General features: G+C 58.2%; 11 protein-coding genes, 4 tRNA genes and 1 pseudogene. 4 read left to right on the forward strand and 12 right to left on the reverse strand.

Translation table 11 applies throughout. From position 1 onward, the window contains the following. Positions 1 to 162 precede the first annotated feature (162 nt). Complete coding sequence (locus IPI01_13045; GenBank protein ID MBK7258698.1) at positions 163 to 1125, forward strand: integron integrase; 963 nt, start codon at positions 163 to 165, stop codon at positions 1123 to 1125. 884 nt (positions 1126 to 2009) lie between these two features. Further along, positions 2010 to 3785 (forward strand): hypothetical protein, encoded by a 1776-nt coding sequence (locus IPI01_13050; GenBank protein ID MBK7258699.1) that lies wholly within the window; start codon positions 2010 to 2012, stop codon positions 3783 to 3785. Between the two features lie 318 nt (positions 3786 to 4103). Here the strand turns inward: IPI01_13050 and IPI01_13055 are convergent. From IPI01_13055 to IPI01_13065, 3 genes are all read right to left on the reverse strand, one after another. Next, positions 4104 to 4190, reverse strand: a tRNA-Ser gene (locus IPI01_13055). A 122-nt stretch (positions 4191 to 4312) separates the two neighbouring features. Next, positions 4313 to 4498 carry a hypothetical protein gene (locus tag IPI01_13060; protein MBK7258700.1) on the reverse strand — a complete coding sequence of 62 codons (186 nt, stop codon included), beginning with the start codon at positions 4496 to 4498 and terminating at the stop codon, positions 4313 to 4315. Positions 4499 to 4506: 8 nt separating this feature from the next. Then, on the reverse strand, positions 4507 to 4776 hold the full coding sequence (locus tag IPI01_13065) for a hypothetical protein (GenBank protein MBK7258701.1): 270 nt from the start codon (positions 4774 to 4776) through the stop codon (positions 4507 to 4509). Here IPI01_13065 and IPI01_13070 point away from each other — a divergent pair. Continuing rightward, positions 4685 to 5101, forward strand: a complete 417-nt coding sequence (locus IPI01_13070; protein MBK7258702.1) for an ion transporter — start codon at positions 4685 to 4687, stop codon at positions 5099 to 5101. The two genes, IPI01_13065 and IPI01_13070, sit on opposite strands and share 92 nt — an antisense overlap. Positions 5102 to 5120: 19 nt before the next feature. On the opposite strand, the gene IPI01_13075 is transcribed toward IPI01_13070, so the two are convergent. From IPI01_13075 to IPI01_13110, 8 genes and pseudogenes are all read right to left on the reverse strand, one after another. Then, positions 5121 to 5807 (reverse strand): outer membrane beta-barrel protein, encoded by a 687-nt coding sequence (locus IPI01_13075; GenBank protein ID MBK7258703.1) that lies wholly within the window; start codon positions 5805 to 5807, stop codon positions 5121 to 5123. Beyond that, the gene (locus IPI01_13080; protein ID MBK7258704.1) at positions 5795 to 6328 is read right to left on the reverse strand and encodes a transposase; all 534 of its coding nucleotides are present in this window, start codon (positions 6326 to 6328) and stop codon (positions 5795 to 5797) included. Before IPI01_13080 ends, IPI01_13075 begins: the two co-directional genes overlap by 13 nt. Then, a pseudogene (locus tag IPI01_13085) lies at positions 6321 to 6419 on the reverse strand (transposase). Before IPI01_13085 ends, IPI01_13080 begins: the two are co-directional and overlap by 8 nt. 1116 nt (positions 6420 to 7535) lie before the next feature. Beyond that, positions 7536 to 7608, reverse strand: a tRNA-Glu gene (locus IPI01_13090). Positions 7609 to 7712: 104 nt separating this feature from the next. After that, positions 7713 to 7786 (reverse strand) — tRNA-Arg (locus tag IPI01_13095). A 143-nt stretch (positions 7787 to 7929) separates the two neighbouring features. Beyond that, positions 7930 to 10962, reverse strand: coding sequence for a M4 family metallopeptidase (locus IPI01_13100; protein MBK7258705.1), 3033 nt, complete (start codon positions 10960 to 10962; stop codon positions 7930 to 7932). 5 nt (positions 10963 to 10967) lie between these two features. Continuing rightward, positions 10968 to 11456: a hypothetical protein gene (locus tag IPI01_13105; GenBank protein ID MBK7258706.1), complete on the reverse strand. Its 489-nt coding sequence runs from the start codon at positions 11454 to 11456 to the stop codon at positions 10968 to 10970. Positions 11457 to 11627: 171 nt separating this feature from the next. After that, positions 11628 to 11702, reverse strand: a tRNA-Pro gene (locus IPI01_13110). A gap of 236 nt (positions 11703 to 11938) precedes the next feature. On the opposite strand from IPI01_13110, the gene IPI01_13115 reads away from it, so the two are divergent. Further along, entirely contained in the window at positions 11939 to 12214 is a 276-nt protein-coding gene (locus IPI01_13115) for a hypothetical protein (protein MBK7258707.1), read from the forward strand. Between the two features lie 107 nt (positions 12215 to 12321). On the opposite strand, the gene IPI01_13120 is transcribed toward IPI01_13115, so the two are convergent. Further along, positions 12322 to 13908: a DUF1501 domain-containing protein gene (locus IPI01_13120; GenBank protein MBK7258708.1), complete on the reverse strand. Its 1587-nt coding sequence runs from the start codon at positions 13906 to 13908 to the stop codon at positions 12322 to 12324. Between the last annotated feature and the right edge of the window lie 3 nt (positions 13909 to 13911).

Consider the following 13911-nt stretch of genomic DNA (forward strand, 5'->3'; position numbering starts at 1 on the left):
CTAACATCTATTAGACTGTACATCCTATCGTAAAACACAAATTGCATGAGTACTATATGTGAATGTAGTGTTACAGCCCCACATGCAATGCTGCGCGGATGCAATGTAGCGTAACAGCTAAGGACGATGGGCTGCATCCGTGATCACAGCGATGAGCACACCATGTCACAACCCAATCTCCTCGACCAGGTCCACACCCTCGCCGCCCTCCGCCACCTGAGCCCCAGAACCATCGAAGCCTATACCTCCTGGATCAAACGCTTCATCCTCTTCCACAAGAAACGCCACCCCTCTACTATGGGCGCCCCGGAAGTCTATACCTTCCTCGCCTACCTCGCACAATCGCTTAATGTCTCCGCCTCTACCCAGAATCAGGCCCTCAATGCCATCGCCTTCCTCTACCAACAAGTCCTCCAACTCGATCTCGGCGAGATCGGTGAGATCCCCCGCGCGAAACGCCCCAAACGCCTCCCCGTCGTCTTCTCCCGCGCCGAAGCCAAACTCGTCCTCACCCACCTCCACGGCACCGAACTCCTCATGGCAAGCATCCTCTATGGCACCGGACTCCGACTCACCGAATGTACCACCCTCAGGATCAAAGACCTCGACTTCAATCAAAACCTGATCTATGTCCGCGAAGCCAAAGGAGCCAAAGATCGGGTCACAATGCTCCCCCAGAACATCATCCCCCACCTGCGCCGACAGATCGTACTCGTGCGCGAAACCCATCGGAAAGATCTGATCGCGCACTACGCCGGAGCGACATTCCCCGAATCCCTCGAGCGAAAATATCCCTCCGCCCCCAAACAACTCGCCTGGCAGTACCTCTTCCCCGCTTCACGACGCACCACCGACCCCCGCTCGAGTGGGGAACGCCGCCATCATATCGACGAAAGCGTTCTCCAACGTGCAGTGAAAACCGCTATCCTGCGCTCGGGGATCACAAAGAACGGAAGCTGTCACACGTTCCGGCACTCGTTCGCAACCCGATTGCTGGAAGTGGGCTATGATATCCGCACCGTCCAGGAACTTCTGGGTCACAGCAACGTCCGGACAACAATGATCTATACCCACGTTCTCACGAAGGGCGGACTCTCGGTCCGAAGCCCTCTCGATGAGCCATGAGGAGGTGTGGATTGGTTGTGCGGGAAGTTCCCCCCAGGGAAGGTGCGGCCACTCATCGAAAAGAACGCGACAACTGGCAGATGGCTTAATATAGCGATGCCTCATCGGCTTGTCAAGGCAGCGTTGAACTCGATTTATTGATGAGGCAACGGGGACATTCACCCACCACCTGCGAAAACCGGACGTTCTGCCACAATGGATACCACATCTCTGCCTGGCGCCTGATTGCTTCCTCCAGGGACCAGCTGTATACTATGTGTCCCCCTCTGCACTGTTCCACACTGCTCACCCGGATAGTCGACTGGGCATTCCCGTTGCCCCAAACAGAACGAGAAGACACCGAAGACGAACGTCTGTGACATTGCCCGCGTGCGTCCCGGAGAGTGAGTCAGTACGTGCTGACGGCTGTTCACTTCATGAAACAGCTGACCACAAAAACGGCGTGTTTCACATAAGGAAGACGCACATCAGAGAAGATCCGTGCAAAGAGAGCCGCCTTTTGCCTTTGCGTTTCTCCCCCGTTCCAAGTATCTTTCTGCGTTGCGATCCAGTGGCAACGAGCTCCCGGTTCTTCCAAGTAGCACGTCCCACGTTTCCGGCACACCTGTCACCGAACTCCAGAAGGATCCGGCCTCACAAATGTGTCATCACTCTGGCATCCAACGAGAACCAGCCCGTGGCATCGCGACGCGTACGAACGTGCCCGGCCGACACCTGTTCCCGAACGACGCGGGATTCCTTTGATCGCACCACCGATATCCCCATTGAAGGGAAATACCATGGGCCCCGTCAGGATCCCGATGATCACCATCTCACTGTATGTCCTGTCTCTGTTGTTCCCGCTGTCCGCCGTGGCAGAAGTCAATAACCAAGGAGCCGTTAGAATGGATGCAAAGCAGAAGGTGATCTTCACCTGCCCCACCAGTACTATCGAGGAGTTCCGCCGGTTGGCTCAACATGCGGCCGAACTCGGCGCTACCCACGTGTCGATCAGCGACCTCCCCAAAAGCCGGTGGCAGTGGGAACTGGACATGGACGATCCGTATCCCAACTGGGGTATGCTCGTCACGTCGATCTTTAAGGTAGTGGTGCCGGACGAACTGAAACCCTTCCTGCCCGCCGACTATGCGAAGAAGAACCTGCAGATCGTGAAGGAACGCTGCGCCATTCTGAAAGAGCTGGGGTTGAAAGCGGCGTTCTTCGGCAAAGAACCGGCATGGCTGCCGGAAGCGGTCTACCAGGCCCATCCGGATTGGCGCGGTCCGCGCTGCGAACATCCGCGCCGCGCACGCCACACCTACTACGCCCCGTGCATCGACCAGCCCGAAGTGCTGGCCATGTATCGCAAGGCGGTGGCCGAACTGTGCCGCCAGGCACCCATCGAGGTCTTCTCCCTGCTCACAAACGATTCCGGCGGTGGTATCTGCTGGAGCGTGAGCCTCTACCCCGGCCAGAACGGTCCGTCATTCTGCGAGAAGCGCTCCTATGCCGATCGTGTCATCGGATTCATGTCGACGATCCAGGACGGCGCCCATGACGCCGGCCTCCAGGCTGAGGTCTCCATGAACTACGGAGCCGGCCTTATCTCTCAGGCCGAAGTGGGCTCCGTGATCCCGCAGCTGAAACCCGGCCAGGCTCTCAATTTCAAGACCAGGGACGAATCGGTACCGACGCGCTTCATCGGCTACAATTTCTACGATAACGGCGTGGGCCCCGTCCTCGGTATCCCGCATGTCTTCCGCGTCGCGGAGCAGTTGCAGGATGCATGGGGCGACCAGAAGACGAACCGGACGTTCATGCTCGATGAACCGAACGTGCCGGAATACTTCGAGCTGGTGAAGCAATTCCGTGCCAATCCGGCCACAACGATGATCGGACGCATGCAGAACATCCTGCGTACGGCCGAACATTTCGCCGGCCCGGACAATGCACATCACGTGATGCTGGCATGGGAGAAGATCAGCCGCGCGGCAGAGATCGTGCGCTGGCTCTCCGGCGACCCGGTCATGCTCGTCGCCACTGTGAACCAGCGCTGGATCACCCGCCCGCTGGTGCCCTTCCCCATGGAGCTGACGCCGGAAGAGAAAGACTACTACCGCAAGTACCAGTTCCAGGCGAACTCGGAGGAAGAAGCAGCGGACCTGATGAACCTGCAGGGCTTCGAAGTGATCAACGGCTTCTCGGGAACGATGATCGCCGGCACCCAGTTCACCATGGCGATCGGGCTGCTGCAATCAGCGATCGACGATCTTGCAAAGGTGACGAAGTCGCCGGACGATCAATGGGGTGTGCTGCAGCATAGGGTGCGGACACTTATCTGCTTCTATCGCAATGCGCTCTACACCTGTCAGTATCAGGACATCCTGGACCGCTCAGATTACACGCACGCGCCCGTGGAAGAGAACATCTATCCCATGGACGGCGATCAGAAGCTGCGGGAGATCCAGATCGTGACGCGGCGCGACGTCGACAACACGCTCGAACTGATCCGGCTGCTGGAGACGAGCCGTGTGCCTCTCGTGTTCACGGCACCGACCAAGGCAGAAGAGGACATCTTCACCCTGGGCCCGGATCTCGTCGATCAATTGAAGAAGAAGGTGGCGATCACCCTGAAGCACCAGCTGGAAGTGCATCGGCTGTATCGTCGCCGGCAGGGATAGAGGACGGCGGACGGCGCCCACAGCGGAACCGACCGTGGTACGTGGTTGCATCGCGGCACCTCCGGTGAAATGAATACCATCGCCGCGCGGTAGGTTGTGTGCTGCGCGGCCGTCTGTCAGTGTTCCCTCGGCCTATGCTCAGGCTTCGGCGAGGCCTCGCTCTTCCCGCAGACAGGGGATGGACCGGCACCAAAGACAAGCGCCCGACGGATTCCCGTCGGGCGCTTGTTTACTCATCTCTCACCGGACGTTGCTCGCAACGCCCGGGATCTTGCCGTCTTCCTTCTTTCCTGCCGTCCCGCTTTGCGGGACGGCTCGTGCCCCCAACGAGATTCGAACTCGTGTTACAGGCTTGAAAAGCCGTTCACATGCCCGAAACCGTATCGCTTTCGCAACTTTTGGGGCTAAATTCAGCCGGTTTGTTAGCAGTTTTGTTAGCAGTCGCCCTGCGACAATCTGCGTTGGCTACCACAGATGATAACCGATTTCCCCGAACGAGTCAAGTCCGGATCAATTGCGGCTGATTGTCATGTCGAGCGGAAGAGCAAACGCTGTGGATCCTCGACACCGGCAGAGCGGGAGAATACCCTCAGTCCGGATGGGGTCACATGGACGATAGCCCGCATCCCGTCCAATTTCTCCTGGGCGATGTAGCAGGGGTCGTCCAGAAGGCTCTGCAAATGAGCGTCATTCCTTGTTCCCTGTGCGTTCATGGGCCATATTACCGGGAGATCGGTCTTTTTTTTTGAACCGGGGCCGGAGAACTTACCCCACTGGGCCCAACGATGACGTACCCTTTCTTTTGCTTCTCGAGCTGTTTCTTCTGCATTTCCGCCACCGCTTCCTGCTCATTGTCACCGTCATAGATCAATGCTTCCTTTGGTGCCTGACCGATCGCATTGCTGGCCATTGAAGTTGTTGTTAGCGTTGATCCGGATACAAAATCAATCCTACAAGATTTAGATACATTCCTATGCATGCTCTTCTTCATTGATTTCCTGGTCAGTACCTACCGGGCAAAGGACCGCAAACGCTATCTATTGAGTTGGGGCTGGATTGATCTCATTTCAAGCATACCGGTTATCGAGCCTCTGCGGCTAGGAAGAGCAATACGGATTGTCCGGATACTGCGCGTCCTCAGAGGTGTGCGAGCAACCAAGATAATTGCAGAATTTGTCCTTCGTCGTAGAGCTCAAGGGGCTTTCTTGGCAGCGACATTGGCTACTATTCTGATTGTTACGATCTCGGCGAACTCTACTACGAACAACAATACAAGGAACGTGCCGTACGTACCCGGGATGCCAACACCCCCTTGAGTTCCTTGAGAGGATAGTCTCAAAGCAGGTTGAAGAACAAGCCTACATCAAGGCAGACCCCATTGAAGTACGTATTGAACCAGGGATTGTCTTCTTGGTGATTGCCGATCCTGGTGAAATTGTATCGAGCGCCGATGTCCAGCGCCAGAAGTGAGGTGAGGTCGATCGTTGCGCCTCCGAGCACGGCAAGGCCCCAGTAGTTAAACCCGAAATTTGGGATTTCACTTTCATGGACCCCTATAAGCCTGAATCGAGTCCACAAGGCTCGCGCCCCGATGTAAGGACGAACGGGCCCTGAAAGAAAAGACCATTGTGCTCCCGCCGATATTGTGTAAAGATGGCTTGAAATGTCAATTCGCGTTGGAGGATCGGGATCCCACGGACGCAGACTCATCACGCCGGTGCCGGCGAGCTTTGAGTAAGAAGCATCAGCTGCAAACGCGAGGCCTCCCGGAGTCGGCGAATACCGGACTTCAAGGCCCACGGTAGGCTCCCAGTGGTTAAATCCGAATCCGCCATTGGAACTAGTGTATACGTCTGGATAGTGAGAGGATTCCGTCGGCGAGACAAAGGATTCCGTCGAAACGGGATGAAGGAATCCCCCTTTCAATCCAAGTCTTAGCGATTGTGCATTTCCCATGGACCAACCAATCGCAAGGACGAGTGCCAGGAGGAATAAGCAGGAAGGTGCTTTTATGGAAGCCATTGTCGGTCCCCTTCATGTTTGAACTTGTCGTAAGTAGTGTGTGACAAGAGAGGCGGAGCGTTAATCGAAGGGTCGCAGCAATTCCTTCCAAGCTTTGTGCGAAGCGACATGGGTGACGGGTATGGTCCGTGCGTTTGACCAATGATACATCGATTCCTCAATAGTGTCAAATCCGGCGTAGGGATTTCTTCGACCCACAATATCGGCGAGAAATGTTTACGCGGTACCGTCAGAGATTTTGTGTGTGAGCCGTTGCAGTTGGCTGGTGACAATGACACGTCCACGAACTGAATCTGGTGCTGTCTCACCCGGTGCCACAGCGGCGGTGGACTCTTCCAGTTGGCTGCAACGTTGCGCAACTCGAGCCAGATCAGATTTGTCGCTGCTTCGTCGCTCAGGAAGTGTCCCCGGATCTGGACGGTCTCGCGCACGCGGCTGTCCAGTGCTTCGATCGCATTGGTCGTGACCAGACCACAGTGTCGATGCCAATGTTGAGTTAGTTCTTGCCTTTCTTTAGACATTGGCAACCTGGAGAAAGGCACACGTTTCTGGTGCCGGTGGTCGGTATCCCAGTGAGCTGTGGGGCCTAACCGAGTTGTAGTGTTGCCTCCATCGTTGTTCACAACGGGCTGCAATCACCCCGCCTTCAACACCCGGATGAGCTCTTGGATTGGTTCGACCCAGATCTCCTGAACCGAGCGATCCTTCGGTACGAAACTTCTCGATGGCGATCCTCAGGTGTTCCTCGCCGACATGTGCGTAGATCAGACCTACTGTACCCGTATCGCCCTTGATCGGTTTCACCAGGACTGCTTCGGTGGGTTGTCCGCAGCTGAGGACAAGCTCCTCTGAACCCAGTGCATCCGCAAGGTTCTTGAGGTATGCGGCATTGATACCGATCCTGTAATACTTCCCCTGATGAGCCTTCCGAAGCAAGCTGAATACTCTCGGAGGATTGTGCTTCTCGGGCCTCTGCATGGTCGTCCCGTCGGGCAATATCTGAGCCCCATTGAGACCTATGCGGATCGAATCCAGTCCCTTTCCGGAGACCTTTCGAGCGTGTTTCAATGCGTCGGGAGACATCCAACCAGCTTCGTCTTCGCCGTCCGTTGAGACAGGAACGATCGCCAGAATCCGTCCGTCTGTGGCGAGAGCATGCCGCTTGCTCACGAACACGTTCTGCAGGCTTTCTCGGTTACTGTCGGTTGACACCGCCTTTTCGATCTTGTAGCGTTTATCGATTTGCACGTTGTGCCTCCTTGATTAGTTCTTCGATATCGTTGTACGCCAGTTCGCATTCATGCTGCTCCGATCCACTCGAAGGTCGAGCGCTTCTTCTCCAGCGCGTTCACTCGCCGCGAGAGATCATCAATCTCCAGTGGCAAGACGTCGACATGGAAGAGGTGAGATCGAATGATCGCCGGTAGACATCAAGATTCCCTGGTGTGTAGAGCTGGCGGGCGTACTCCAGGAACTCATCCCTGAATTCGCTGAGACTCTTCCTGGGGATCGGGAGAGTCACGCCGGTAGGACGGGTTCGCAGGCTCTCCAATGCCGCACCTTTGGTGCGTTTGCCTGTACTCTGCCATTTGCGCTGGCCGGAGGGTCAGTGACTATACTATAATAGATACCGTTGGAACGCTTGAAGAGGGTGGGCATGCCTGCCTCTCTGCTAAAAACGTGTTAGCAGATTTGTTAGCAGGCGAACTGCAGCGGCTGTAAGTCGTGTGCCCCCAACGAGATTCGAACTCGTGTTACAGGCTTGAAAAGCCCGTGTCCTAGGCCTCTAGACGATGGGGGCAGGAACAATGAAGAGTTCAGAGAGAAGAATAAAGAGAGAGGCGAATTTGCATTCCTTCTTCACTCTTGATTCTTCATTCTTAACTGTCCCGCTTTCCGGGACTGTGACCCCGCCGCGACTTGAACGCGGAACCTACAGCTTAGAAGGCTGTTGCTCTATCCAGTTGAGCTACGGGGCCATTCCGCTGCCGCTGTCCTGCCGCCTCACGGCGACAATAAACGACGGGGCCCTCACAAGCCGACATTCCACCTCGCTCCGGCTTTGTGAGTCTGTAAATATAATGAATCCATTCCAAAAAGGCAAAAAAAATGTCGGGGTGCCCTACCGCACCAAAACAAGTCTGCGCGTCAGCGTATTCCCCTGCCCCTGCGCCGATGCCCCACCTGCCGTCAGCCTGTAGAAATATACCCCGCTGGAAAGCCCGGCCGCATTCAATACCACCGCGTGATCCCCGGGCTCCTTCCACGCATCCACCAGCACCGCTACCTCCCGGCCAAGCATGTCATAGACCGCAAGCCGCACATGCCCGGCTCCCGACGCCGGCACCCGGTACCCGATCGATGTGGTCGGATTGAACGGATTCGGGTAGTTCTGATCAAGACCGAACGCCAGCGGCAACTCCGCACCCACAACCACGTCCGTCGCCCTTGTGCCGATCGCGAACGCCAGCGGATATACCCCACCATCCACTTCCATCTTGTCGTCCCCCGTGCCGGTGATCCCGTCGGTACCCAGACTCACGGACCAGACCTGAAACTTGTCGGAGAGTTCATCGATGTAATGATAATACACCTTCTTGTCATCTACCGAGAACGACGGCGATCCCAACGATGAGTAGTTGTTCGTGACAACACCCGCATCGCCGGTGTTCAAGTTCACCGCAAGCACCTGCACCTGCCCGCTCGCATCACTGTAGTCCATCGCGATCAGGTTGTCCGTGTTGGAAGCATAGACCGCATTCCCGATATCGGTGCCGCGCGGCTGCGACGGAAAGAGCCGCGCGATCGACCCATCGGCCACACGCACAACGTTGATGTCCCAGGAACCGACCGTATCCCCACCGCTCACCACCGCTGTATTGTAGGCATCGTACATGATCCTGGTCTCGTCCGACGACCAGTCGATCCTGTCCGGATACCGGATACTCCCTCCCGTTTCTCCCTGCTGGTACACGGGCGTGCTCAACGCAAGCACCTTGTTCCCTGCACTGTTCTGCAGATCGAAGACGTAGATCTTCGGCTCGGAATAGACCGTCGTCGCTGCCAGATACCGCCCGCTCCGCGATACGGCGATATTGTTGAACCCTCCACTGGTGGAGAGCGCCTGGTCACCCGTCCCATCCGACTTCACGGTGTGGACGTTGTTCTGCGCATCAACGTAGAACAGCGAACCGCCGTTGTCTGTCACGGCCGGACGGCTCCACAACGCACCCGCTGTGAGCTGTGCGAACGTGTTCGTTCCAATGGTCCACCGGAACAGCTGACCGGTCTGCGCATCGATGAGCGCAACGTATCGTGTGCCCTGCACCGGAGGGTCCACCGGCGGCTGGCCCGTGCCCGCACCCGCCGTGATCCCGACCGCATCGAACGCTGCCGCTGCGGCAAGCGCCTTCGCGTTGCCCGGCCCGCCGAACAGATCTTCCGCCGACTTGATGACAGCCAGACGGCAGTCAACGAACTGCGCGTTCTTCGTCAGGTACGTGGTCAACGCCCGGTAATAGACCTTTCCCGCATCCTCCTTCGTCACACCCGCGGACGTCGCAAACAGATAGAACGCCTTGTTCGGGATGCCGCTATTCACATGCACTCCGCCAAAGTCACCGGCCTCCGTATTTGGCAGGTTGATGTACTGCGCCATCGTGGATGGCTGACGCGACCCCGACGGAACCTCCGCCCCACCAGGATTCGACATACTCCTCAAGGCATCGCCGGCAGTACCGGGCGTGAACACATCCTCTCCCATCAACCAGTCCCCGCCCGCACCTTCCAACCAGAACTCGAACAACGTGCCGAAGATGTCCGAGAAGGATTCGTTCAACGCGCCGGACTGATTCTCATAGAGCAGATTCGCGGACCATTCCGTGATCCCGTGCGCCATCTCGTGCGCGGTCACATCCGCCGAACCGGTCAGGTCGCTGAACGTCGAACCGTCACCGTTCCCGAAGACCATGTACTGGCCATTCCAGAACGCGTTGTTGTATCCCGACTTGAAATTGACCACCACGTTCATCGTGCCGCCCTTGTTGTCAATGGCGTTACGGTTATGAACGCTCTTGTAGTAGTCGTAGACCTTCCCGCTGGTATACAACGCCGACACGCCGGGACTGACGGCCCAGGAATTCTGGTTGGCCGAGGTGATCTGATACAGGCTGGTCTCACCATTCTTCGCATCGAACGCGTACAACACCCCCTTCCCATCATTCGGGAACTGCGACTGCGCCGCTATGTACATCGGCTTGCTCGCATCGATCATGAAATACTGCGTGCCGATCTGATAGAGATTCAGCGGCCGCGTCGCACCTTTCACATCCACCCCACTCCCCGTGACGGGACCGTCCATGACCACACGATTGTACTCTTTTACCACCGCACCCGTGGCCGCGTCAACAAAGATGTCCTTCCTCTGGTCGAGCCCCCCGGCCACACTGATCACCCGGCAGTACGTCAAACCACCGGCATCATCCGGAAGATACGCCGTCCGCTCCGCCGTCACATTTCCCCACGGACCACAATGGTCCAGGGCGACGCTCCGCGCACGCTCGACGGAGACCGCGGCAACGTCCGCCGGCCGGTTGACCGGTGTGGGAACGTACCGCCCATTGAGACTCTCAACAGTCCCATCGGGCCTTACATGGACGAGGATCTCCCGGCCCCACACCTCTACCCCGCGGTACCGCTGTTCGTACCGGAGATGCGTGAATCCCATCTCGTCAGCCTCCATGGCAGTCTCGTGGAACTCTGCCACCGGATCCGTGACGCGAAGGAGCGCTGCGTTGGTCTTCAGGAACTCCGCAGCGCTGGAACGGGCATGCATGGCACTCACGGCATTACCACCGGCGCCGCGCACCTGCGACGGTTGGGGCACACGGAGGAAGAGCGGAACTCCCTGCTGACCATCCCACTGGATCGTCATGTTCTGTCCTGCCGAAGCCCCCAGGTATCGGGCCGTGAAGGCTTGGGCATCCGCCGCCATCCGGGCGCGTTCATCGGCGGAGGCAATGCGCTGCACGGCATTCTTTGCAGCAAAATGACGGCTGGTACCGGCCGCAGAAGGTGTCTTGCTCCCGCCGGCGATCGCAGAACCATGAGACAGGACTGCCAGACTACAGACGGTGACAACGAAGGATCGGATCATGCATCTCACCTGGTTGATGTTGTCGTGGTGGTGGCCTGCGTCATCGATGTGCGTATCGCAGCGCTGCACCTGTCAAAGAATTCTTGATACGATGGCAGCGTTTGGCCCATGCCAAGCCGCGGCCTCCATGTATGCTTCCGCGTCGAATCCCCGGTGGTCACACTGAGGTACCGCACAAGCGAACCCGATGAATCAACATTCTGGGCTGCTGTCAGCGCTTTTGCCGCATCCCAGAGCACGCACATGGTGTCCGACGGCAACCGCCCAACTTCACGTTCGTTCTCGCGCGCACCGCGTCCGTTCCACGAGAGGACCGCTCCATCCCCCGTGATGGTATGACCCGTCCAGGTGCCACTGATGCCGCCCCCTTCGCCGAACACGATGCAGAACACCGCCTTCTTCTCTTGTTCGTTATGCGCGACAGAATCCAGATCGCAGGGCGAACAACCGGCCTGCAATGCCGCCAGCAAGAGTATCGACACGATAGTTTTCATCAGTTCGTCTTTCGATCTGCACATCCGGAGCCACGGATCCGTTGTCGGATCCACCCGCCTCTGCCCCACGGGCACAACGTGAAAGGGTCCCGTCTTCAACATTGTGAAGACAGGACCCATATTTTGTCGGGGCGACTGGATTCCGCATAGCGGGACCAGCGACCACTTCTGTCGGGGCGACTGGATTCGAACCAGCGACTTCTTGCTCCCAAAGCAAGCGCTCTAGCCGGGCTGAGCTACGCCCCGATGTTCCACGATCAACTTCGATGTGCCGCTTTGGCCGGGTCCGCCCGCCGAGACGGAAGAACGCAGCTTCAGCGGCAACGGAGCTGAGCTACGCCCCGAAATGCCGTACAAATTGCCCTACAATATACTCAACTTCTCCCCCCCATTCAACTCCCCCCCCTGTGCGCCCGGTCACGAACGATATGGGGCCCCGGGTTGTATATTAAACACACACACTACTCGCACACATTATGCACATGCTGAATCCACAAACCAGGCTCGAACAGGCGGTCGATACGACCCCCACCTGGAAATATTCCTCCAGCGTCTATCTTCCCAAACACCACTGCGTGATCTACAGGGATGACGCTCTCGGGATCCAGAAACAGGTCATGACCCGCCGGTGGACGTTCCTCTTCCAGCCGCGCGAGCGCGCATTCTTCTTCATCGACGGGGATAAACGCACGTTCCGCTCGGAGGACCGCCTCTTGGCGGCCCTCCGGTCACGGATGCGTGTGACGAACCTCGGCTGATACCCCCCCACGCTCGCTGCGATTTGGAGTACTCCCGGAATGACCCCAGGTCCGGAATCCCTCCACGATGTCCGTGGCTGATCGCCGGTGATGCACGCCTGCAGGACCTAGCGGACCAGGACCATCTTCCGCGCCTCGACGTGCGCGCCCGCCTGCAGCCGGTACACGTATGCACCACTCGCCAACTGCGATGCCGGGAACGCCACTTCATGGACACCAGCCCCGACCGCACGATCCACCAGCACCGCAACTTCACGCCCGGTCATGTCATAGACCACCAACCGCACCGGCACGTTCCCCGCATCCGCAGGCACCGCGAAGCCGATGCGCGTCTCACCATTGAAGGGGTTCGGATAATTCTGCCGGAGTTCGAATGAGACGGGCAACGACATGTCTTCCACTCCCGTCGCGCCTCCACCCTTGATCAACGACAACGGCTGCTGCCCGGGAAGGATGGCCGCAAGCTGCGTCGCCGTGGCACCGAACCAGTCCTTCACGATCGCCGCATACACCCGGCGATAATCAAACTGCATCGCAATGTTGTCATTCGAACCCGCCGCCGCCGGTAATGCCGGATTGTTCCCCACGACCCCGCCATACACATTCGTGCCGAACACGAACAACGGCGCCGCAGCGCCATGGTCCGTACCGGTGCTCGCATTCGACTTGATCCGCCGCCCGAACTCCGAGAACGTCAACCCCACCACCCGGTCCTGGAATCCCTGCAACGCCGCATCGTTCATGAACGCCGAGATCGCTACCGACACGCGGCTGAGTAACGTGGCGTGCGTACCGGTGTCGGTCGCACCACCTGCCGCCTGCCCTGCATGCGTGTCGAACCCGCCCAGACTCACCACATAGATCCCCGTACGCAACCCGCCCGACATGAGCTGTGCCACGATCTTCATCTGGTCCGCGAGCGAGTTGGATCCCGCTGTGGGCCAGAGCGTGGAAAGGGTCTTTCCCTTCGCCGCCGCAGCCCGGATCGCAGCACCGTACAGCGATGTCTGCTCGGCCACCTCACGCACGAACGTGAGCTCGTGCCCGGCCGGCGTGTTCGGAGGCGTGTCCTCAGCACCCGGCAGGATATACGTGGTATTGGGATTGGTGATGGCAAGCCCCATGGAACCGGACGGCCCCTGAAGTCCCGGCGATACCACCGATCCGATCTGGATCGCGAGCGGGTCCGGCACCTCCGGCGTCGGATATCCTGCCGGGAATCCCGGATACGCCTGATCCAGATACCGACCCATCCATCCGCTCGGCAGGATCTGGTTCGAGTCCGATCCCGTGAGCCAGATGTCCGTTGCCCGGAAATGCGAGAAGTTCGGACTCGGATACCCGACACTCTGCACGACCGCGACCTTCCCTTCATTGTACAGCGCGTGAAGCCCGGTCATGGCCGGATGCAACCCGGTCCCAGCGGTCAGCGCCAGCACCTTCGACTCCGCGATCATGATGTTCGACCGCGCCGCGGCGAGCGCGGAATACTGGTCGCGCGGAATGACCATATTCAACCCATCGTTCCCGCCATTGAGCTGGATCAGGATCAACACCCGGTCGGTCGCTGCCGCAAGCGATGCGAGCCCGTCAAGGAACGGCGAGCGGCCGAATGCCTGCAACGTCTGTCCGCCCAGCAGGAATGGTATCGTGCTCACGGGTATGGCACGTCGTAAGAATGTTCTTCTCTTCATGGT

It is taken from the genome of Ignavibacteriota bacterium, from assembly GCA_016707525.1.
Taxonomy (GTDB): domain Bacteria; phylum Bacteroidota; class Ignavibacteria; order UBA10030; family UBA6906; genus JAGDMK01.